Source organism: Roseateles aquatilis (genome assembly GCF_002205645.1).
Taxonomy (GTDB): domain Bacteria; phylum Pseudomonadota; class Gammaproteobacteria; order Burkholderiales; family Burkholderiaceae_C; genus Roseateles; species Roseateles aquatilis.
On the sequence record NZ_NIOF01000009.1, the window covers coordinates 60827 to 83115 of the forward strand.

At 68.5% G+C, this 22289-nt stretch carries 21 protein-coding genes; 19 read left to right on the top strand and 2 right to left on the bottom strand.

Going from position 1 to position 22289, the window contains the following annotated elements; genetic code table 11:
* Positions 1-278: 278 nt before the first annotated feature.
* The 17 genes from plsX to nagZ all read left to right on the top strand — a co-directional run bounded on the left by plsX (position 279) and on the right by nagZ (position 16954).
* Entirely contained in the window at positions 279-1403 is a 1125-nt protein-coding gene (plsX, locus tag CDN99_RS18130; protein ID WP_088386299.1) for a phosphate acyltransferase PlsX, read from the top strand.
* The gene (locus CDN99_RS18135; protein WP_088386300.1) at positions 1400-2389 is read left to right on the top strand and encodes a beta-ketoacyl-ACP synthase III; all 990 of its coding nucleotides are present in this window, start codon (positions 1400-1402) and stop codon (positions 2387-2389) included. The genes plsX and CDN99_RS18135 overlap by 4 nt, the downstream gene beginning before the upstream one ends.
* Before the next feature lie 97 nt (positions 2390-2486).
* Complete coding sequence (fabD, locus tag CDN99_RS18140) at positions 2487-3431, top strand: ACP S-malonyltransferase (RefSeq protein WP_088386301.1); 945 nt, start codon at positions 2487-2489, stop codon at positions 3429-3431.
* Between the two features lie 37 nt (positions 3432-3468).
* Positions 3469-4206, top strand: coding sequence for a 3-oxoacyl-ACP reductase FabG (fabG, locus tag CDN99_RS18145; RefSeq protein ID WP_088386302.1), 738 nt, complete (start codon positions 3469-3471; stop codon positions 4204-4206).
* Positions 4207-4388: 182 nt separating this feature from the next.
* Positions 4389-4628: an acyl carrier protein gene (gene acpP / locus CDN99_RS18150; protein WP_058936430.1), complete on the top strand. Its 240-nt coding sequence runs from the start codon at positions 4389-4391 to the stop codon at positions 4626-4628.
* Between the two features lie 140 nt (positions 4629-4768).
* Complete coding sequence (gene fabF, locus CDN99_RS18155) at positions 4769-6016, top strand: beta-ketoacyl-ACP synthase II (RefSeq protein ID WP_088386303.1); 1248 nt, start codon at positions 4769-4771, stop codon at positions 6014-6016.
* Between the two features lie 48 nt (positions 6017-6064).
* Complete coding sequence (locus tag CDN99_RS18160) at positions 6065-6550, top strand: hypothetical protein (protein ID WP_088386304.1); 486 nt, start codon at positions 6065-6067, stop codon at positions 6548-6550.
* Between the two features lie 71 nt (positions 6551-6621).
* A complete protein-coding gene (locus CDN99_RS18165; protein WP_088386439.1) occupies positions 6622-8109 on the top strand; it encodes a DegQ family serine endoprotease in 1488 nt (495 codons plus the stop codon).
* A gap of 565 nt (positions 8110-8674) precedes the next feature.
* The gene (lepA, locus tag CDN99_RS18170; RefSeq protein WP_088386305.1) at positions 8675-10483 is read left to right on the top strand and encodes a translation elongation factor 4; all 1809 of its coding nucleotides are present in this window, start codon (positions 8675-8677) and stop codon (positions 10481-10483) included.
* Positions 10480-11460, top strand: a complete 981-nt coding sequence (gene lepB / locus CDN99_RS18175) for a signal peptidase I (RefSeq protein WP_088386306.1) — start codon at positions 10480-10482, stop codon at positions 11458-11460. Before lepA ends, lepB begins: the two co-directional genes overlap by 4 nt.
* Positions 11461-11525: 65 nt before the next feature.
* Positions 11526-11870 (top strand): DUF4845 domain-containing protein, encoded by a 345-nt coding sequence (locus tag CDN99_RS18180; RefSeq protein ID WP_238139586.1) that lies wholly within the window; start codon positions 11526-11528, stop codon positions 11868-11870.
* Between the two features lie 28 nt (positions 11871-11898).
* On the top strand, positions 11899-12606 hold the full coding sequence (gene rnc / locus CDN99_RS18185; protein WP_088386308.1) for a ribonuclease III: 708 nt from the start codon (positions 11899-11901) through the stop codon (positions 12604-12606).
* 14 nt (positions 12607-12620) lie between these two features.
* Positions 12621-13766 carry a GTPase Era gene (era, locus tag CDN99_RS18190; RefSeq protein ID WP_088386309.1) on the top strand — a complete coding sequence of 382 codons (1146 nt, stop codon included), beginning with the start codon at positions 12621-12623 and terminating at the stop codon, positions 13764-13766.
* Between the two features lie 28 nt (positions 13767-13794).
* The gene (gene recO / locus CDN99_RS18195; RefSeq protein ID WP_088386310.1) at positions 13795-14571 is read left to right on the top strand and encodes a DNA repair protein RecO; all 777 of its coding nucleotides are present in this window, start codon (positions 13795-13797) and stop codon (positions 14569-14571) included.
* Positions 14568-15350, top strand: coding sequence for a pyridoxine 5'-phosphate synthase (locus CDN99_RS18200; protein ID WP_088386311.1), 783 nt, complete (start codon positions 14568-14570; stop codon positions 15348-15350). The genes recO and CDN99_RS18200 overlap by 4 nt, the downstream gene beginning before the upstream one ends.
* Positions 15351-15360: 10 nt before the next feature.
* Positions 15361-15756, top strand: a complete 396-nt coding sequence (gene acpS / locus CDN99_RS18205; RefSeq protein ID WP_088386312.1) for a holo-ACP synthase — start codon at positions 15361-15363, stop codon at positions 15754-15756.
* Between the two features lie 112 nt (positions 15757-15868).
* Positions 15869-16954: a beta-N-acetylhexosaminidase gene (gene nagZ / locus CDN99_RS18210; RefSeq protein WP_088386313.1), complete on the top strand. Its 1086-nt coding sequence runs from the start codon at positions 15869-15871 to the stop codon at positions 16952-16954.
* 25 nt (positions 16955-16979) lie between these two features.
* Here the strand turns inward: nagZ and CDN99_RS18215 are convergent, their stop codons facing one another.
* Both CDN99_RS18215 and CDN99_RS18220 read right to left on the bottom strand, forming a co-directional pair.
* Positions 16980-17684 (bottom strand): response regulator transcription factor, encoded by a 705-nt coding sequence (locus CDN99_RS18215; RefSeq protein ID WP_088386314.1) that lies wholly within the window; start codon positions 17682-17684, stop codon positions 16980-16982.
* Positions 17685-17934: 250 nt separating this feature from the next.
* A complete protein-coding gene (locus CDN99_RS18220; protein ID WP_238139587.1) occupies positions 17935-18732 on the bottom strand; it encodes an alpha/beta hydrolase in 798 nt (265 codons plus the stop codon).
* A 265-nt stretch (positions 18733-18997) separates the two neighbouring features.
* On the opposite strand from CDN99_RS18220, the gene CDN99_RS18225 reads away from it, so the two are divergent.
* Both CDN99_RS18225 and CDN99_RS18230 read left to right on the top strand, forming a co-directional pair.
* Positions 18998-19423, top strand: a complete 426-nt coding sequence (locus CDN99_RS18225; protein WP_141100856.1) for a hypothetical protein — start codon at positions 18998-19000, stop codon at positions 19421-19423.
* Between the two features lie 34 nt (positions 19424-19457).
* A complete protein-coding gene (locus CDN99_RS18230; protein WP_158218880.1) occupies positions 19458-22283 on the top strand; it encodes an ATP-binding protein in 2826 nt (941 codons plus the stop codon).
* The last annotated feature ends 6 nt before the right edge of the window (positions 22284-22289 follow it).

Consider the following 22289-nt stretch of genomic DNA (forward strand, 5'->3'; position numbering starts at 1 on the left):
TCGATCCGATCAAGCCGGCGCTCATGATGCCCACGGGTGTCATGGCCTGGTCCCCGTCGAATCAGCAAAGCCCGTCAGCGCGCAGCGTTGCCGGGCTTTCGTGCGTTCAGGCGGCCACCGCGGCTCATCCGGGCCATCGGGTGGTCACGCTTGTCCGGCCCCCGGGCCTCGCGTAACGTGAGCGGCTTGTCGCAGAGCCCGGCTGTCGCGCACGCTTCCCGCACTGCCGCTACAGTCGCCTGTCGATCGGCGCTTCTCCTCAGTTCTTGATGTCCGCTATGCCCGCCTCCAGCTCTTCGCCATCCGCCGAGCCCCTCCGTTTGGCGGTGGACTGCATGGGTGGCGACCACGGTCCGTCCGTGACCCTTCCGGCCTGCAAGGCCTTCCTGGCCGCGCATCCCGAAGCGGAGCTGGTGCTTGTCGGCCAGCCCGAGGCGCTCGCCGAGGCTGCCCGCTGGCCCCGCGTCCGCATCGTCCCGGCCAGCGAGGTCGTCAGCATGGACGATCCCATCGAAGTCGCGCTGCGCCGCAAGAAGGACTCGTCGATGCGGGTGGCCCTGTCGCAATTGAAGGCCGGCAAGGATGGGTCGCCCGCTTTGGCGCAGGCGTGTGTCTCCGCCGGCAACACGGGCGCGCTGATGGCCGTCGCCAAGTACCTGTTGAAGACGCTGGAAGGCATCGACCGCCCCGCCATCGCCACCGTCATGCCCAACCAGACCGGCGGCTTCACGACGGTGCTGGATCTGGGCGCCAACGTCGACTGCGGACCGGAGCACCTGCTGCAGTTCGCGGTGATGGGCAGCGCGCTGGTCTCGGCCGTGGACGGCAAGGACAACCCGTCGGTCGGCCTGCTGAACATCGGCGAGGAAATGATCAAGGGCAACGACACCATCAAGCGCGCCGGCGAACTGCTGCGCGCGGCCGCGGCGCACGATCAGCTCAACTTCCATGGCAACGTGGAGGGCAACGACATCTTCAAGGGCACGACCGATATCGTCGTTTGCGATGGATTTGTCGGCAATGTCGCGCTGAAGACGGCGGAAGGGCTGGCGAGCATGATCTCCAGCTTCATCCGGACCGAGTTCACCCGGACCTGGTGGACCAAGGTCGTGGCGGTGTTGGCGATGCCCGTGCTGCAGCGTTTCAAGAACCGCGTCGACCATCGCCGCTTCAACGGCGCGGCGCTGCTGGGCCTGCGCGGACTGGTGTTCAAGAGCCATGGCTCGGCGGACGCCTTCGCTTTCGAGCAGGCCTTGAACCGGGGGTATGATGCGGCCCGCAACCGGCTCCTAGACCGGGTCCACGACCGCATCGTCGCGACGCTGCAGGCGCTTCCGGCGTCTGCCAATGAGGAGGGCGGCGATGCTGGAGACAAGACGGCCACCGCTGTCCACGCTGCATGACCACTGCTTTCCCTCGCTACGCCCGCATCCTCGGCACGGGCAGTCACCTTCCCGCCAATCGCGTCACCAACTCGGACCTCGCTGAACGCCTGGCGCGCGACGGCATCGAGACCTCGCATGATTGGATCGTCGAGAGGACTGGCATTCACGCCCGTCACTTCGCCGCTCCGGACGTCACTGCCAGCGACATGGCGTTGCCCGCGTCGCTCGCCGCGCTCGAGGCCGCCGGCGTCCGCCCGGACGAGATCGACCTGATCATCGTCGCCACGTCCACGCCGGACATGATCTTCCCCTCGACCGCCTGCCTGCTGCAGCGCAAGCTCGGCATCCACGGTTGCGCCGCGTTCGACGTGCAGGCCGTGTGCTCCGGTTTCGTCTACGCGCTGACCGTCGCCGACGCGATGATCAAGAGCGGCGCCGCGACCAAGGCGCTGGTGGTCGGCTCGGAAGTGTTCTCCCGCATCCTCGACTTCAAGGATCGCACCACCTGCGTGCTGTTCGGTGACGGCGCCGGCGCGGTGGTGCTCGGCGCGAGCGAGACCCCCGGCATCCTGGCGAGCGAACTGCACGCCGATGGCCGCCATGTCGACATCCTCTGCACGCCGGGCACCGTGTCCGGCGGCGAGGTGCTCGGTCACCCGCTGCTGAAGATGGACGGCCAGGCCGTGTTCAAGCTGGCCGTGGGCGTGCTGGAGAAAGTCGCGCGCTCGGTGCTCGAGAAGGCCGGTCGCAGCGAGTCCGACATCGACTGGCTGATCCCGCACCAAGCCAACATCCGCATCATGCAGGGCACGGCCAAGAAGCTGAAGATGCCGCTGGACAAGCTGATCGTCACCGTCGACGAACACGGCAACACGTCGGCCGCGTCGATCCCGCTGGCGCTGGATGCCGCGGTGCGCGGCGGCAAGATCAAGGCCGGCGACACGGTGATGCTGGAAGGCGTCGGCGGTGGTTTCACCTGGGGCGCGGTGCTGCTGGACTTCTGATCCGGCGGTCGGCGCCGGGGGGGCATGCGCTGTCGGACGCAGGTCGGCGGCGATGGATGACACCCGCGCGTCACCCTTTCTCTTTATATAGACAGCCATGAGCAAGAACTTCGCATTCGTCTTCCCCGGGCAGGGCTCGCAGTCGGTCGGCATGCTGGAAGCCTGGGGCGATCATCCCGAGGTCGTCCGCACGCTGGCCGAAGCCGCCGATGCGCTGGGCGAGGACATCGGCGCGCTGATCAAGAACGGTCCCAAGGAACAACTGGACCTGACGACCAACACGCAGCCGGTCATGCTGACCGCGGGGATCGCCTGCTACCGCGCCTGGATCGCGGAAACCGGCCTGGTGCCCGCCGCCGCCGCCGGCCACTCGCTGGGCGAGTACACCGCGCTGGTCGCCGCGGGCGCGCTGAGCCTGGCCGACGCGCTGCCGCTGGTGCGCTTCCGCGCCCAGGCGATGCAGGAAGCGGTGCCGGTCGGCACCGGCGCGATGTCGGCCATCCTGGGTCTGGACGCGGCCGTGGTCCGCGAGGTCTGCGCCCAGGTGGCCGCCGACTCCGGCGAGGTTGTCGAGGCGGTCAACTTCAACGATTCGAAGCAGACGGTGATTGCCGGCAGCAAGGCGGGTGTCGAAAAGGCCAACGAGGCGCTGAAGGCCGCCGGCGCCAAGCGCGCGCTGCCGCTGCCGGTGTCGGCGCCGTTCCATTCCAGCCTGATGAAGCCCGCTGCCGATCGCCTGCGCGAGAAGCTCGCCGCAGTGCAGTTCCAGCCGGCGAAATTCCCGGTGATCAACAACATCGATGTCGCCGTGACCGACGACGCGCAGGCGCTGCGCGACGCGCTGTACCGCCAGGCCTTCGGTCCGGTGCGCTGGGTCGAGGTGGTGCAGGCGTTGAAGGCCCGCGGACTGACGACGATCATCGAATGCGGCCCGGGCAAGGTCCTGGCGGGCATGGCCAAGCGCATCGACGGCGAGCTCGTCAGCACGACGGTGCTCGACCCCGCCTCGCTGGCCGAGGCCCGCGCGCTGCTGCAGGCCTGATCGTCGGCACCCAAGAACCCCGAGCCAAGGAATCCCCATGAGTGACAACAAGCAAGTGGCGCTGGTGACCGGCGCCAGCCGCGGCATCGGCCGCGCGATCGCGCTGACGCTGGCCCAGAAGGGTTTCACCGTGATCGGCACCGCGACCAGCGAGTCCGGCGCCCAGGCCATCACCGAGGCGCTGCAGCCGCACGGCGGTCGCGGCGCGATGCTGAACGTCAACGACGGCGCGGCCGTCGAGGCGCTGGTCGATGCCATCCTCAAGCAGGACGGCGGCATCCAGGTGCTGGTGAACAACGCCGGCATCACGAAGGACATGCTCTCGATGCGCATGAAGGACGAGGACTGGGACGCCGTGCTGGACACCAACCTGAAAGCCGTCTTCCGCGCCAGCCGCGCGGTGATGCGTCCGATGATGAAGCAGCGTTACGGCCGCATCATCAACATCACTTCGGTGGTGGGCGCGTCCGGCAATGCCGGCCAGGCCAACTACGCCGCCGCCAAGGCCGGTGTCGCGGGCATGACGCGCGCGCTGGCCCGTGAGTTGGGCAGCCGCTCGGTCACCGTCAACTGCGTGGCGCCCGGCTTCATCGCCACCGACATGACCGACGGGCTGCCGGAGGCCCAGAAGGCGGCGCTGCTGGCGCAGATCCCGGCGGGCCGCCTCGGCGATCCGGCGGAGATCGCGCATGCGGTGGCTTTCCTGGCCTCGCCGGAAGCGAGCTACGTCACCGGCGTCGAGCTGCACGTCAACGGCGGCATGTACATGAATTGAGGTGGACCCCGCCCTCGGGCGGACCACCCACCGGATTCACCCGGCCGGTGTGGGGCTGATAGAGTGCGAGCGCGCGTCGACTCCCCTGCGGATGGCGCGCCTCGGGAGGTCCGACTAGGGGCGCCACTCTAAGGCCTTAGAATCCCGGGTTGTTCTAGCAAACCACCCCTCCTGGAGGAGTCATGAGCGATATCGAAGCACGTGTCAAGAAAATCATCGCCGAGCAACTCGGCGTGCCCGAAGCCGATGTGACCAACGAAAAGGCCTTCGTGGCCGATCTGGGCGCCGATTCTCTGGACACCGTGGAACTGGTGATGGCCCTCGAAGACGAGTTCGGCATCGAGATCCCGGACGAGGAAGCCGAGAAGATCACCACCGTCCAGTTGGCGATCGACTACGCGGTCAAGCACCAGAAGGCGTAAGAAGGGGCCTCGCGGCCTTTTCTCCTCCTCCTTTCGCTTCCGTTCGCCGTCGACCGCGTCGGGCCGCTGAGATGCAGCGCCGCTCGTCGCGGTCCACGGCGGATCCGCCGCAGGTCCGGCAGTAACCTCCCTTCAAAAGCATGAGCCGTCGTCGCGTCGTCGTCACCGGTCTTGGCCTGATCTCTCCCGTGGGCAACACGGTCGAGCAGGGCTGGGCCAACATCGTGGCTGGTCAATCCGGCATCGACACCATCTCCCGTTTCGATGCCAGCAACCTGTCCTGCCACTTCGCTGGCGAGGTCAAGGACTTCAAGGTCGATGAGTACATCGCCGCGAAGGAAGCCCGCCACATGGACACGTTCATCCATTACGGGCTGGCCGCCTCGCTGCAGGCGGTCCGCGACGCGGGCCTGCCGACCGGCGACGCGCTGAGCCCGGAACTGGCCGAACGCATCGGCGTGCTCGTCGGCTCGGGCATCGGCGGCCTGCCGATGATCGAAGAGACGCATGCGGAACTCGAGGCTCGCGGCCCCCGCCGCATCTCGCCGTTCTTCGTGCCGGCCTCGATCATCAACATGATCTCGGGTCACGTGTCGATCAAGTGCGGCTTCAAGGGGCCGAACCTGGCGATCGTGACGGCCTGCACCACCGGCCTGCACAGCATCGGCACCGCCGGTCGCATGATCGAGGCGGGCGACGCCGACGTCATGATCGCCGGCGGCTCCGAGTCGACGGTGTCGCCGCTGGGCGTGGGCGGCTTCGCCGCGGCCCGCGCGCTCTCCACCCGCAACGACGACCCCAAGACCGCGTCCCGCCCCTGGGACAAGGATCGCGACGGTTTCGTGCTGGGCGAGGGGGCCGGCGTGCTGGTGCTCGAGGAGTACGAACACGCCAAGCAACGCGGCGCCAAGATCTACGCGGAGCTGGTCGGCTTCGGCATGAGCGCCGACGCGTACCACATGACCGCGCCCGATGTGGAAGGTCCGACCCGTTCGATGCGCAACGCGCTGCGCAACGCCGGTCTGAATGCCGACCAGATCCAGTACATGAATGCCCACGGCACGTCCACGCCGCTGGGCGACGTCAACGAGTCCAACGCGATCAAGGCGTCCTTCGGCGACCACGCCAAGAACGGCCTGGTCGTGTCGTCGACCAAGTCGATGACCGGACACCTGCTGGGCGGCGCGGGCGGCATCGAGTCCGTCTTCACCGTCCTGGCGATTCGCGATCAGGTCGCCCCGCCAACGATCAACATCTTCAACCAGGACCCGCTGTGCGACCTGGACTACTGCGCCAACGAGGCGCGGAAGATGCCGATCGAGTACGCCGCGAAGAACAACTTCGGTTTCGGCGGCACGAACGGCACGCTGATCTTCAAGCGGATCTGATCCGCGACGGCGCGCGGGCTGCTCCCTGTTCGACACGGGCGGCCGCACATGACGCCGATCACCACGTCTCGACGCCGGGTCTCTGCCCGGCGTTTTTCATGCGCGCACGACACGGGCTGGGAGCGGCTGCAGCGGGCCGTCGTCGGCGCCGGCATCGCCGCGGTGGGCGCGGCGGTGCTGCCGCATATCGGCGTGCCGGCGGAGGTCCTCGGGGGCGGATGGGCGCTGCTGCCGGTGTTGGGCGGGGCGGCGCTCGGGGCGCTGACGCCGGTGCGCGCGCGGGCCGCCGAGGTGCTGCGCTGGGATGGTGCCCAGTGGTGGTGGGAGCGCCCGGGCGAGCCGCTTGCCAATGAGGCGCGACCGGTCGTGCCAGAGGTGTTCATCGACACCGAGCAATGGATGCTGCTGCGCTTGCGGCGCGCTGACGAGGGGCGCGCCAACGGTCGCGTGCTGCGTTGGCTCGCCGTGTCGCGGCGCGGGATCGGCGCGGCATGGACGCCGCTGCGTCTCCACCTGTTCCTCACGCCGGGCTGACGACATGCAGGACATGGAAATCCGTGCATGATGTGAGCCTTGTTTTTCTGCGTCGCCTTCTGCGAGTGTTCATGCCCAACTCCAATCGTCATCGCGCCTATCGACGCTTCGTCCTGGTTCTTGGCGGCGCCGCCGTGCTGGCCGGGCCGCTGATGGCCGTCGCGCAGAGCGGCGCCAGCGCGCCGGTCGCGCCGCCGCCGCTCGTGGCGCTGCCCGACTTCAGCGTGCTGGTGGAGCAGGCCGGCCCGGCGGTCGTCAATATCCGGACTTCGGAGAAGGTGCGCGTCGCCGGCGCTCAGGTCGACGAGCAGATGCGCGAACTGCTGCGCCGCTTCGGCATCCCGGTGCCGCCGCAGCGCCGAGGCAATCCGACGCCGAATCCCGCGCCGGACGATGACGACGATGACGATTCCCCACAGCGTCGCGGCCTGGGTTCGGGCTTCGTGATCGGCGCCGACGGCTATGTGATGACGAACGCGCATGTGGTCGACGAGGCCGACGAGGTCATGGTCACGCTGACCGACAAGCGCGAGTTCAAGGCCAAGGTCGTTGGCCTGGATCGCCGCACCGACGTGGCGGTCCTCAAGATCGACGCCAAGGGCCTGCCGCTGCTGCGCATGGGCGACGTCACCAAGCTGAAGGTGGGCGAGTGGGTGATGGCGATCGGCTCGCCGTTCGGTTTCGACAACACCGTCACCGCCGGCATCGTCAGCGCCAAGGCGCGCGACACCGGCGACCTGCTGCCGCTGATCCAGACCGACGTGGCGATCAATCCGGGCAACTCGGGCGGTCCGCTGCTGAACCTGCGCGGCGAGGTGGTGGGCATCAACTCGCAGATCTACAGCCAGTCGGGCGGCTTCATGGGCATCTCGTTCGCGATCCCGATCGACGAGGCGATGCGCGTGGCCGACGAGCTGCGCGCCAGCGGTCGCGTGACGCGCGGCATGCTGGGCGTCTATCCGGACGACGTCAGCAAGGAAGTCGCCGAGGCCATCGGCCTGGGCAAGCCGCAAGGCGCGCTGATCAGCCGCATCACGCCCGCGGGCCCTGGCGAGAAGGCCGGCGTGCAGCTCGGCGACGTGATCACCAAGTTCGACGGCAAGACGGTGGAGAAGGCGGTCGACCTGCGTCGCCTGGCCGCGGCCACCAAGCCCGGCAGCAAGGTGCAGTTGCAGGTGTTCCGCCGCGGCGCCTACAAGGACCTCACCGCGACGCTCGAGGCGCTGCCCGACGACCGCGTGCCGACGACACCCGAAGCCGACACGCCCGCCGCCACCGGCGCGCAGGCCTGGGGCCTGACCGTCAGCGAGCTGAGCGACGCGCAGCGCAAGGAAATGAAGGTCGACGGTGGCCTGAAGATCGACACCGCCGACGGCCCGGCCGGGCGCGCGGGGCTCAAGGCCGGTGATGTGATCCTCTCCGCCAACAATGCCGAGGTGAAAACGATCAAGCAGTTCCAGGCCGCGCTGGCGAAGGTCGAGAAGGGCAAGTCGCTGCAGATGCTGGTGCGTCGCGGCGAGGTCGCGACCTACGTCGTGCTGAAGCCAGGCAAGGGCTGATCAAGGAAGGGGGTCGGACTGCCTGCCCGGCCGCCTCAACCTAGCGCCGGCATGGGGCTTTCCGTAATGCGGGATGCTGACCTGATTTCTGGTGATTGGTTTCGCGTTTTGGCGTCGGTTGGTGCTTGCTAACGGTTGTGACCAAGGGCGGGGATTGGTGCCCCGCTCCGCTACAATCGCGGCGCGTTCGGCGGCCTTTGTCGCTGTTCCGACGGTGAATCGGAAGGCGTCTGCAACAGGGCTCATTGATCCACAGGATGTCCTCAGCTTTTTGTGGATAACCTGTGCACAAAATTGCTGTTGGCGAAGGGCAACGCCCGCGAAGCTCGCATCCATGCGGTTTCCAGGGCAAGCCTTTTGGCTACAATGAAAGCCCAACAAGCAGTTGCCATACGTTTTGTTGGAAGGCGCGTCACCGATTCGACGTGCCTTTTTTTTATGTCCAGTTCAGGCTCTGAGAAGGGCCCTGCATCACCGCCTCGACCGGCCGTCCACAGCATGACTCCGCGTGAATCGCGCGAGCTCGGCTGTCGTGACGATGCGCTCGCGGTCCCCGACTGAGTCCATGAATCACATCCGCAACTTCTCCATCATTGCCCACATCGATCACGGCAAGAGCACCTTGGCCGACCGGATCATCCAGCGTTGCGGAGGCCTGTCGGACCGTGAGATGGAGGCGCAGGTGCTGGACTCGATGGACATCGAGCGCGAGCGCGGCATCACCATCAAGGCGCAGACCGCCGCGCTGCAATACAAGGCCCGCGACGGCCAGGTCTACAACCTCAACCTGATCGACACCCCGGGGCACGTCGACTTCTCGTACGAGGTCAGCCGCTCGCTGTCCGCCTGCGAGGGCGCACTGCTGGTGGTCGACGCCAGCCAGGGCGTGGAGGCGCAGACCGTCGCCAACTGCTACACCGCGCTGGAGCTCGGCGTGGAAGTCGTCCCGGTTCTGAACAAGATGGACCTGCCGCAGGCCAATCCGGACGGCGCCAAGGAAGAGATCGAGGAAGTCATCGGCATCGACGCCACCGACGCGATTCCTTGCTCGGCCAAGACCGGCATGGGCGTGGAGGACATCATCGAGGCCGTCATCGCCCGCATGCCGCCGCCCAAGGGCCTGGTCGACGCGCCGCTGCGCGCGATGATCATCGACTCCTGGTTCGACAACTACGTCGGCGTGGTGATGCTGGTGCGTGTCGTCGACGGCACGCTGCGCAAGAACGAGCGCATCCGCATGATGGCGACCAACGCCGTCTATCCGGCCGAGCACCTGGGCGTGTTCACGCCCAAGTCCGAGAACCGCGACCAACTGAACGCAGGCGAGGTCGGCTTCATCATCGCCGGCATCAAGGAACTGGCGGCGGCGAAGGTCGGCGACACGGTCACGCTGGAAAAGAAGCTGCCGAATAACCTCGGCCCCGCCGCCGAGGCGCTGCCGGGCTTCAAGGAAATCCAGCCGCAGGTCTTCGCCGGCCTGTATCCGACCGAGGCCAGCGAGTACGACCAGCTCCGCGACGCGCTGGAGAAGCTCAAGCTGAACGACGCCTCGCTGAGGTTCGAACCCGAGGTGTCGCAGGCGCTGGGCTTCGGCTTCCGCTGCGGCTTCCTGGGCCTGCTGCACATGGAGATCGTGCAGGAACGCCTGGAGCGCGAGTTCGACCAGGATCTGATCACCACCGCCCCCAGCGTGATCTACGAGGTTCAGCTCGGCGACGGCGAGGTGATCGAGGTCGAGAACCCCTCCAAGATGCCGGAGCAAAGCAAGATCGCCGAGATCCGCGAGCCCATCGTCACGGTCCACCTGTACATGCCGCAGGAGTACGTCGGCGCGGTGATGACGCTGGCCAACCAGAAGCGCGGCGTGCAGCTCAACATGGCGTATCACGGCCGCCAGGTCATGCTGACCTACGAGATCCCGCTGGCGGAGATCGTGCTGGACTTCTTCGACAAGCTGAAGTCGGTCTCGCGCGGCTATGCGTCGATGGACTACGAGTTCAAGGAATACCGCGCGTCGGACGTCGTCAAGGTCGACATGCTGATCAACGGCGACCGCATCGACGCGCTGTCGCTGATCGTGCACCGCGCGCAGTCCCAGTACCGTGGCCGCCAGGTGGCGGCGAAGATGCGCGAGATCATCCCGCGCCAGATGTACGACGTGGCCATCCAGGCCGCGATCGGCGCCAACATCATCTCGCGGGAGAACATCAAGGCGTTGCGCAAGAACGTGCTGGCAAAATGCTATGGCGGTGACATCAGCCGCAAGCGCAAGCTGCTCGAGAAGCAGAAGGCCGGCAAGAAACGCATGAAACAAATCGGTTCGGTGGAGGTGCCGCAAGAAGCCTTCCTGGCCATCCTACAAGTCGAAGAATGAAAGCCATGAGCGCACTGACCGGGCTGCTGTATGCCGCCCTGATCGCCTACCTGGGCGGCTGGTACCAGGGCTACTGGAACGGCAACTTCTCTCTCCTGCTGCTGATCCTGACGACAGTGACGCTCGCCTACTGGCTGGCCGAACGCTTTCACTTCCAGCCCGCGCGGGAGCGCGCGGCGCAGCATCTGAGCACCTCCGACACCCAGCGCCGCGCCGCGCTGGCCGCGCAGGGCATCCAGCGCGTCGATGGCGACGTCGAGGGCGCGCGCCAGGAGATCCTGCGCCAGCCCTGGTGGCTGGACTGGACAGCCGGCCTGTTCCCGGTGATCCTGATCGTCTTCCTGCTGCGCTCGTTCATGTTCGAGCCGTTCAAGATCCCGTCGGGCTCCATGGTCCCGACGCTGCTGATCGGCGACCTGATCCTGGTCAACAAGTTCCACTACGGCATCCGCCTGCCGGTGATCAACAAAAAGATCATCGCCAACAACGACGTGCAGCGCGGCGACGTGGTCGTGTTCCGCTATCCGCAGAACCCCAGTGTCGACTACATCAAGCGCGCCGTCGGCCTGCCCGGCGACGAGGTCGCCTACCTGAACCAGAAGTTGTACATCAACGGCAAGCAGATCGAGACCAAATCCGAAGGCGAGTTCTTCGACGAGGATCCCGGCTCGATGCGTTACCGTCCGCGCTTCACCGAAAAGCTGGGCGCGACCGAGCACCAGATCCTGGTCTACCCGGTGCCGCCCAATCCGATCGTGAAGCTGTATGACTTTCCGTACAACGAGAACTGCAAGTACACGCTGGAAGGCGTGACCTGCAAGGTGCCGGCCGGCCATTACTTCATGATGGGCGACAACCGCGACAACTCGCAGGATTCGCGCTTCTGGGGATTCGTGCCGGATGAGAACATCGTGGGCCGCGCGGTCCTGGTCTGGATGAACTTCGGCAACCTGAAGCGCGTCGGCGGCATCAAATAAGCCGCTGCCGCGCCACGATCGACCGCCACAAGGAGCAACGCGCCATGACGGCAATGAGGGCACGCATGAATCAACGAGGCATCAGCCTGCTGGGCCTGCTGTTCTGGGCGGTGATCATCGGTGGCGGCTCGGTCATCGCGCTGCGCGTGGTGCCGACGGTGATGGAGTACTACACCATCCAGCGCGCCATCGACAAGATCGCCAAGGACAGTCCGCCGACCGTGCCCGCGGCGCGCGACGCGTTCGATCGCACGCGGCAGATCGAGTACTCGATCGTCAGCATCGAGCCCAAGGATCTGATCATCACCAAGAGCGAGGACAAGGTGAAGATCAGCTTCGCATACGACAAGGAAGTGCCCTTGTTCGGCCCGGTGTTCCTGGTGATCAAGTACAAAGGCGAGTCACACTGACCGCGCCGCCATTTTTCGGTTCTCACGCATGACTCCCCAAGCGCTCGACGCCCTCCAGCAACGCCTCGGCTACCGCTTCACGCAGGCCGGGCTGCTGCAACGCGCGCTGACGCATCGCAGCTTTGGCCAGACGCACAACGAGCGGCTGGAATTCCTGGGCGACGCGGTGCTGAACCTGACCGTGTCGGCGCTGCTGTTCGAGCGTTTCGCCGGCTCGGACGAAGGGGACCTGACCCGCATCCGCGCGCACCTGGTGCGCGAGGACAGCCTGCACCGCCTGGCGCTGCAACTGCAGATGCCCGAGGCGCTGCGCATGAGCGAGGGCGAGGCCCGCGGCGGCGGCGCGCAGCGGCCGTCGATCCTGGCCGATGCGCTGGAAGCCGTGATCGGTGCCGCCTTCCTGGATGGCGGCTATGAAGCCGCGCGCGAGGTCGTGCGCCGCTTGCTCGGCGAGACCATCGGCGTCAGCGGCATCGACCAGTGGGCCAAGGATTCCAAGACGGCGCTGCAGGAATGGCTGCAGGCGCGCAAGCTGCCCGTGCCCTCGTACCGCATCGTCGAGACGCGCGGCCAGGCCCACGCGCAGACCTTCACCGTCGAGTGCCAGGTGCCCGCGCTCACCCTGGCTCGCAACGGCGAGGGCCGCTCGCGCCGCATCGCCGAGCAGGAAGCGGCCCGGCAGGTGCTGGACGAGCTGCTCGCCGGCGACAAGCCCGGCACCGGTCTGCGCGACTGAAGCGGAGGCGCCCCATGACTTCATCCCCCCGCGGCGGCCCGGCATCGAGCGATGCGGCCGCCGGCGATCCTCATTCTTCCCCCGACCCCACCCTTTCCCCCAAGGAACACGATCTGAACGCGCAGCACGACCCCGTCTCCCACGACCCGCAAGACCTCTCCGGCCAGCATCCGGACCCGGAGGGGGACCGCGATGACAGTGAGGACGTCGAGGGCGGCGATGACGGCGATGACGGCGCGGTCGAGGTCCGCGGCGGCATCGGCGCGTTGCCCTTCGAAGGCAACACCCGCTGCGGCCTGATCGCGATCGTGGGCCGCCCGAACGTGGGCAAGTCGACGCTGCTGAACGCGCTGGTCGGCCAGAAGGTCTCGATCACGTCGCGCAAGGCGCAGACGACCCGTCATCGCATCACCGGCGTGCGCACCGTCGAGGAGTCGCAGTTCGTCTTCGTCGACACCCCCGGCTTCCAGATGCGCCACAGCTCCGCGCTGAACCGCAACCTGAACCGCACGGTGCAGGGCACGCTGGCCGACGTGGACATCGTCCTGTTCGTGGTCGAGGCCGGCAAGTTCGGGCTGGACGACGCCAAGGTGCTGTCGCTGCTGCCGCAAGACAAGCCGGTCGTGCTGATCGCCAACAAGCTGGACGCGGTGAATCGCCGCGCCGAGCTGATGCCCTGGCTCAAGAGCATGCAGGAGCGCCGCAACTTCACCGAGTTCGTGCCGCTCTCCGCCAAGAAGGACGCCGACGTGCAGCGCCTGTTCCAGATCCTCAAGCCCTACCTGCCCGCGCAGGAGTGGTTCTACGAGGAAGACGCGCTGACCGACCGCAGCGAGAAGTTCCTCGCCAGCGAGATGATCCGCGAGAAGCTCTTCCGCCTGACCGGCGACGAGCTGCCCTACAGCGCCACCGTGGTCATCGACCGCTGGGAGGAAGAGGGCCAGCTGCGCCGCATCGCCGCCACCATCGTGGTCGAGCGCGAGGCGCAGAAGGGCATGATCATCGGCCAGGGCGGCGAGCGCCTCAAGCGCATCGGCTCCGAGGCGCGCCAGGAGCTGGAGACGCTGATGGACGTGCGCGTGTTCCTGGAGCTGTGGGTCAAGGTCCGCTCGGGCTGGGCGGACTCCGAGGAGCATCTGCGCTCCTACGGCTACGAGTAAGCCACCCCCGTCGCCCCAGGTCGTCCGAGTGGCCACCCGCGCCCCGAAGCCGCCCGCCACGCAGGCGGCTTTTGTCCTGCACCACTACGACTGGAGCGAGACCAGCCTCGTGCTGGACCTGTTCAGCCGCGAGCAGGGCCGGCTGGCGGTGGTCGCCAAGGGCGCGAAGCGGCCTTACTCCCAATTGCGATCGGTGTTGCTGCCGTTCCTTCGGCTGCAGGTGACGCTGTCCAAGCCGTCGAAGATGAACGAGGACGGCGCGGCCGAGGTCCAGTCGCTGCGCGGCGCGGAATGGGTCGGCGGGCAGACGCTGCCCAGCGGCGCGGCGCTGTTCAGCGGCTACTACGTCAACGAGCTGCTGCTGAAATTCCTGCCGCGGCAGGACTCGCAGCCCGAGCTGTTCGATGCCTACGCCACGTTGCTGCCGCTGCTGCAATCCGGCGAGGACGCGCAGGGCGCGCTGCGCGCCTTCGAGCTGCGCCTGCTCGCGACCTGCGGCTTGCTGCCCGATCTGAGCGTGCTGGCGACGACGCAGGCGCCGATCGATCCGGAGCGCCTCTACATGATCACGCCCGAAAGCGGCGTGACCGTCCCGACGCATGACGCGCCGCAACTGACCGGCCAGGCGCTGATCCAGTTGCAGGCCGCGCTGATGCACGGCAGCCTGCCCGCGCTGCGGCAGGCCTGCGAATCCGCCGGCCCCGCGCTCAAGCCGCTGCTCAGGGCGCTGCTTCACTATCATCTGGGCCATCGCCCTCTACGGACGCGGCAGGTGCTGCTCGACGTCCAGAAGCTGCTCACATGAACCCGCTCATCGCCCCCGAATCCGGCCGCCACGACGCGCGTTGCGCGCTGTCCGTCAACGTCAACAAGGTCGCGCTGCTGCGCAACACGCGGCACCTGGGCATCCCCAGCGTGACGCGCGCCGCGCAGCTGTGCCTGGAGGCCGGCGCGCAAGGCATCACCGTGCATCCACGGCCCGACGCGCGCCACGTCCGCGCCGACGACGTGCGCGACCTGGCCGCGCTGCTGAAGGCCTGGCCGCAGGCGGAATACAACATCGAAGGCAACCCGACGCAGAACCTGCTCGAGTTCATCCGCGAGGTCCGCCCGCACCAGGCCACCTTCGTGCCGGACGGCGAGGATCAATTCACCTCCGATCACGGCTGGAACCTGCCCGCCGACGCCGCGCGGCTGCGCCCGTCGATCGCCGAATGCAAGGGGCTGGGCGTGCGGGTGAGCCTGTTCATGGACCCGCTGCCGGAGGCGATGGCGCACGTCGCCGCGCTGGGCGCCGAGCGCATCGAGCTCTACACCGAGACCTGGGCGAGCGCCTTCGGCACGCCGCGCGAGGCCGAGGTGCTGGCCGGCTTCACCGCCGCCGCGCGTGCCGCGCTGGCGCAGGGGCTGGCGATCAACGCCGGCCACGACCTGAACCGGGACAACCTGACGCGATTCCTGCGCGAAGTGCCGGGCGTGGCCGAGGTGTCGATCGGCCACGCGCTGATCGCGGACGCGCTGGAGCTCGGCTACGCCGAGACCGTGCGCGATTACCAGCGCTGCATCCAGCGCGCCTACGCCTGAGGGGCCGGCGATGATCTACGGCATCGGCACCGACATCTGCGACATCCGCCGCATCCGCGAGACCTTCGAGCGCCGCGGCGAGCGCTTCGCCGAGAAGGTGCTGGGCCCGCACGAGATCGAGGTGTTCCGCGAGCGCCTGGCGAAGGTGCCCGCCCGCGGCATCGCCTACCTGGCCACGCGCTTCTCGGCCAAGGAGGCGTTTTCGAAGGCGATCGGCATGGGCATGCGCATGCCCATGACCTGGCGCGCCTGCGAGATCGTCAAGGCGCCCAGCGGCAAGCCGGAGATCCGCCTGCACGACGGCCTCGCCGCCTGGTTCGACGCCAAGGGGCTGAAGGCCCACGTCACCGTCAGCGACGAGACCGACTACGCGACGGCGTTCGTCGTCGTCGAAACGCGCCCATAGACCCGCGCATGGCGCCGGCCCGCGGGCGGCCCGAGGCCGCGCATGGCGACCGACCCACCGACGGACCGCCGATCCCGCGCGGCCCACAACGACCACGAGAGAGACACAGTTCATGACCGACTCCCTGCACGCCCCGGTGATCCTCGATATCGCGGGCCCCGCGCTGAACGCCGACGACCGGCGCCGGCTGGCGCATCCGCTGACCGGCGGGATGATCCTGTTCGCCCGTCACTTCGAGAGCCGCGCCCAGCTGACCGCGCTATGCGCCGAGGCCAAGGCCATCCGTCCCGACCTGCTGATCGCCGTCGACCAGGAAGGCGGACGCGTGCAACGCTTCCGCACCGACGGCTTCACCGCGTTGCCGGCGATGCGCACGCTCGGCGAGTTGTGGATGGACGACGCGATGCGCGCCGTGCAGGCCGCCACGGCCACCGGCCTGGTGCTGGCGCTGGAGCTGCGCGCCTGCGGTGTCGACTTCGCCTTCACGCCGGTGCTGGACCTGGACCATCAGGACGAGCAGCGCCAATCGCTCAGCGCCGTGATCGGCTCGCGCAGCTTCCACCGCGATCCTCGCGTGGTCAGCCTGCTGGCGCAGAGCCTGATGCAGGGCCTGGCCCTGGCGGGCATGGGCAGCTGCGGCAAGCACTTCCCCGGTCATGGCGGCGTGGCGACCGACTCGCATGTGGGCGTGCCGGTGGACACGCGCTCGCTGAAGGCCATCCTGGCCGAGGATGTGCGGCCGTTCGAGTGGCTCAGCCTGAGCCTGTCGGCGGTGATGCCGGCGCATGTGATCTACCGCAAGGTGGACGGGCGTCCGGCGGGCTTCAGCCGCCGTTGGCTGCAGGACATCCTGCGCGATCGCCTGGGCTTCGCCGGCGCGGTGTTCAGCGACGACCTCAGCATGGCCGGCGCGCGCGTGATCGAGGGTCGCGAGGTGGGCTACACCGAGGCGGCGCTGGCCGCGCTCGATGCCGGGTGCGACCTGGTGCTGCTGTGCAACCAGAGCCTGGAGGAGGGCGGCCGCGCGATCGACGAATTGCTCGACGGCCTGACCAGGGCGCAGGCGCACGGCCAATGGACCCCCGCGACCGACGGCGAGGCCCGCCGCGCGGCGCTGGTGCCGCAATCGGCACCGCTCACCTGGGACGAGCTGATGCTGGCGCCCCGTTATCTGGAGGCGCTGGCGCGTCTGCCCTGACGGCGCGGCCGCGCCGGGCCGACGATCACGCGGCCATGGCGTGGACGGCGCCGCGCGTGGGCAGGAAGCCTTCGCTCGCGGGCGGCATCCACGAGGCGCGGCGGCTGCGGAACTCGGGCACGTCGACCAGGCCTTTCTCCGCCGCGATGCTGGCCGCCTCGGTGCGGGAGCTCGCGTCCAGCTTGGACAGGATGGCCTTGACGTGGCTCTTGACGGTGCCCACGGCGATGCCCAGCTCGCGCGCGATGGTCTTGTTGCACAGGCCGCGCGCCAGCAGTCGCAGCACGTCGTCCTCTCGCGCGGTGAGCGGCTCGCCGGCGCAGTGCGCGGCCATGCGTCGGGCGACGTCGGCGCAGACATAGGGCCGGCCGTCGGCCAGGGCGCTGACCGCCTCCACCAGCTCCTGCACGGGGCAGGACGCGAGCACCAGTCCCAGCACGCCCTGCCGGAGCACCGCGTCGACGGCGTGTTCCCGCGCCTGGGAAGCGACGATGAGCACCCGCGTCCGCGGAGATGGCGCGCAGCTCCCCGCGCCGCCCCCCGAGGCGAGCCGCAGCCCGGTCCTCCAGTCCGTCACCAGCACGTCGATCGCGGCCAGGTCGACCCACCCGGCATCCTCGATCAGCCCGAAGTCCGCATGAGCCCGGAGCGCCGCGACGATGCCCTTGGCCAGCAAGGGCTCGTCGTGCCGGACCAGCACGGTCACGCGCGATGGAATCTCCAGAGTCATGACCCTCTCCTTGGGCGGCGTCGCCGCTTTTGATCTGCGCGCATCGTCGCCGCGCCATCGACGGGGGTCCAGTTAGACGTTGTTGGGGGTCGTGATGAACCGCCTGGCGACGCTGGCGATGCCACGCGCGACGGCTTCATGCGGGTGACGCGCCTGGCGACCGACGGCCTTGCGAGCGCGCGCCGTCGACCCGGAAACGCCGACGCCCGCGGCGCGAGGGCGCCGCGGGCGTCGGCTGGATCCGGCGCGTTTACTTCTTCAGCTGCGACGCCTTCTCGATGATGTCCGCCACCGCCTGGGGGTTGGACTCGTACACGGCATGGCTGCCGGCGGCCTCGACGACCTTGGCGCCGGCGCGCTGGGACATCTGGCGCTGGGCCGGCGGCGGGATCATCCGGTCGTTGGTCGCCACCAGGTACCAGCTCGGCTTGGTGTGCCATGCCGCGGTGGAGACCTGCCCCATGTAGGCATCGACGCCCCACGGCACCTGCGCGTTCGCCAGGAACCTGGCGCGCTCCGGCGGGACGTCGGCCGCGAACGAGGCGGCGAACTTGGCCTTGTCCAGCATCAGGAAGCCGTTGACCGGCGGCAGGATCGGGGGCACCGGCGCGCCGGGCACCGGGTTGGAAGTCAGGGTCTTGACCGACTCGCCGTTGTCGGGCGCGAACGCGGCGATGTAGACCAGGGCCGCGACCTTCGCGTCGTTGCCGGCCTCGGTGATGACCGCGCCGCCATACGAGTGGCCGACCAGGATGACCGGCCCGTCCTGCGCGTCCAGCACCGCCTTCGTGACCGCGGTGTCGACGGCCAGCGAGGTGGTGGGGTTCTGCACGACGCTGACGTTGTAGCCCTTGGCGGTCAGCAGCTTGTGGACCGCCTCCCAGCCCGAGCCGTCGACGAAGCCGCCGTGCACCAGCACGACATTGTTGACGCGGGTGGCGGCCTCGGCGGACGGGCTCATGGACAGGATGCCCAGCGTCGTCGACGCGATGCACAGCGAGGCGATCGCGGCGCGCCAGGTGGTCGTGGGCGAGGTGTTCAGAGTCATGGTGGTCTCCAGGGATGACGTCGTTTCGGCCCGCGCCGACATGGCTCAGGCTCGAATCAATCTTCGTCAGCGCCCCTGGAAACTTCGCCCCTCCGACAAGCTATCTCCGTGGAGGTAGGGCAGGCCGGGAAGCGCCGGCGGCGCGCTCTAACAAGGACTAACTTGTCCGCCGCGCGGGCCCGGCCCAGGATCTCGACAAGCGGTTTCGCGCTTCCCCATGACGCATCCCCCTGTGCCGAGCCTCCCAGTGCCGCGCCCGACCGACATGACCCCCCACCAACTCCAGACGCTGTGCCCCGAGGTCTCCGACGACGAGGCGAACGTGCTCTCCCGGCTGCTCGGCCATCTGCATCGAGCGGCCTACGACGAGCTGCTCGGCATGTTCTCGCAGGACGCGCATGTCAATGACCAGCTCCGCAACTTCTGGGGCCTGGACCGCATCCGCGCCTGGCTGGAGGAGGAGATCTCCGACCAGCACCTGCAGGTCTCGATCTCGTCCATCCGCAAGCACCATGACCACGTGATCCTGAGCGCGCGCATGCGCGGGGATTTCGCCACGGGCGGGCTGTCGGACTCGGTGCTGGTGGACCTGCACGTCAAGATCGGCGGCTCCAAGATCGTCCGCTTGCTGATCCTGCTGGTGCTCACCGACGATGCGCCACCGGAGGTTCGGGTGCAAGTTCGGCTCTAGAATCTTCGGACAATTCCCGCCGTGGATCGGTCTCGTGCCCACACCCGCTACGCCCGTCTGGAAGGCCACGTTCGAACCCTTCACCCTGGTGCCGGCCGAACGGTTGCTGCTGCGCGACGGGTTGCCGGTGCGCCTCGGAGGGCGGGCGCTGGACCTGCTGATCGCGTTGGTCGCCCGGGCCGGCGAGGTGGTCGGCAAGCGCGAGCTGATGCAGGAGGTGTGGGGCGATCTCGTCGTCGACGAGGGCAGCCTGCGCTTCCACATGTATGCCGTGCGCAAGGCGCTGGGCGACGGCGTCGACGGTCGCCGCTTCGTCGTCAACACGGCCAGCAAGGGCTACAGCTTCGTCGCCGCGGTGCATCGCGCGGAGCCGACGACCTCCTCCACCGGCAGGACCGCCGCGGGCCCCGCACCGACGCCGCCGAAGGCGCTGCCCGCATCGGCCTCGGCGCTGGTGGGACGGGACGAGGACATCGCCGTGCTCGCGACGCTGCTGGTCGAGCACCGCTTCGTCTCGGTCGTCGGTGCCGGCGGCATCGGCAAGTCCAGCGTCGCCATCCACTGCATGCAGGCGACGCGGCACTTCTTCCCCGACGTCTACTTCGTCGACCTGTCGGAGCTGGGCGACGGTGCGCTGGTGCGCGCGGCGGTGGCCGCGGCGATCGGGCTCAACAGCGGCGACGTCGAGTTGCCGGCCATCGTCCACCACCTGTCGCAGAGGAAATTCCTGCTGCTGCTGGATTGCTGCGAGCACGTCGTCGACGAGGCCGCGCGGCTGGCCGAGCAGCTCTTCGCGCACTGCCCCTCGGCACACATCCTGACCACCAGCCGGGAGCCGCTGCGCGCCGAGGGTGAACACGTGAACCGCCTTCAGCCGCTGGCGTTCCCGGCCGAAGGGGAGGGCGACACGGCCGCGTCGGCGCTGGCCTTTCCCGCGGTGAAGCTCTTCGTCGACCGCGCGGCCTCGGGCGGCTCCGGCTTCCAGTTGAGCGACGCCGACGCGCCGCTGCTGTCGCAGCTCTGCCGTGAGCTCGACGGCATCGCGCTGGCGATCGAGCTGGCGGCCGGGCGTGTCGAGGCGCTGGGCCTGCAGGCGATCTCGTCCCACCTGGACAAGGGCCTCAAGCTGCGTTGGCACGGTCGGCGCACGGCGGTGCCGCGCCAGCAGACGCTGCATGCGACGCTCGACTGGAGCTTCAATCTGCTCACCGAGGACGAGCGATCGCTGCTGTGCCGCCTGTCCGTCTTCGCCACGAGCTTCTCGCTGGAGTCGGCGTTCGCCATCTGCTGCTTCGATCTCGACGAAGCGACGGCGACCGAGACCATGGCGGGCCTGGTGTCGAAGTCGTTGATCAGCGTCGACGCGGGCGGCGCGGTGCTGCGCTACGTGATGCTGGACACGACGCGGGCGTATGGCCGCAAGAAGCTCGCCGATGTCGGCGACGCGCCGGATCTGATGGAGCGATTCGCGCGCCACTTCGCGAGCTGGGTCGCCGATCTGGCGCCCGCGCTGAAGCAGGCGGAAGGGCTGGAGCGCGCCGCGCTCGACGTGCCCAACGTCCGGGCGGCGCTCGAGCATCTGCTGGCCAGCCCCGACCGGGCGCGGCAGGCGCTGGACCTGGCGGCCGCCTTCTGCCCGTTGTTGTTGGGGCTATCCCGCCTGGCCGAGTGCTCGCGGTGGTCCCGGCTCGCGCTGGACGGACTTCCCGCGGAGCTTCGCGAGACGGCGCTGGAGATGCAGCTGCAAGGGGCGCTGGGGCAGTCGCTGGTCTTCACCGGCGGCGACGGCACGAGCGCCTTCCAGGCGTTTCGCCGCGCCATCGATATCGCGGAGCGCCTGGGCGACGTCCGCGCGCATCTGCATCTGCTCAACGGGTATGCGCTGCTCCTGCATCGGGACGGTCAGTTCACCGCGGCGCTGAACACGGCCCGACGCGCCCAGGCGCTGCTGGCGAAAGTCGACGACCCCGAGCTGAGCGCCATCGTGGATTCGCTGCTGGGCGTGGCCCTGCACCTGGTCGGCGAGATCGGGGAGGCCGAGCGGCACTGGGACCTGGCGTTTTCCCATTTCAGCGGCCGGTCCACGGACACGACCTCGCGGCTGGGTTTCGACCATCAGATCCGCTCGCTCTGCGGCAAGGCGCGCAGCCTCTGGTACCGGGGACGCTTCATCGAGGCGATGAGCGTGGCCGACGACACCATGGAACGTGCGCGGCGCACCGGTCATGCCGCCACCTACTGCATCGCGCTGGTGTGGGCCGGCTCGGTGGCGGTGCTCAAGGGCGACGCCGTCGCGCTGACCCGCATCGTCGAGACGGTGGAGGTCATGGCCAGGCGCCATTCCTTTCTGCCCTACCTGCATCTGGCGGGGGCCACGCGCGGGCAGATCCTCATCGCCGCGGGCAATCCCGCGGCAGGCGTGGAGCTGATCCGCAAGAACATCGAGTTGCTCGGCGCCTGTCGCTACGAGATGGTGACCAGCGTCTTCCTCACGACGCTGGCCCGCGGCCTGTGCGACATGTCGTTGCACGACGCCAGCCTCGGGACTTGCGACAGGCTGGAAGCCCGCATCCGGACCGGCGGCGATTTCCTGCGGCTCCCCGAGGCGCTGCTGGCCCGCGGCCGGACCTTGTCCACGATGGGCCGCAGGGACGAGGCGATCGCGGTCATCGAGCAATCGCTGGGCCTGGCGCGGACGCAAGGTTCCGTCCCCGGTCAACTGCGCGCGGCGACCGCGCTGGCGCGGGAGCGGCTGGCCGACGGCGATCGACGTCAGGCGGGCGCGCTGCTGGATCCGTTGCTGACGCTGTTGAGGGACGAGGACTCGCCGGATCTCGCCATCGCGCGCGGTCTGCTGTGATGACCA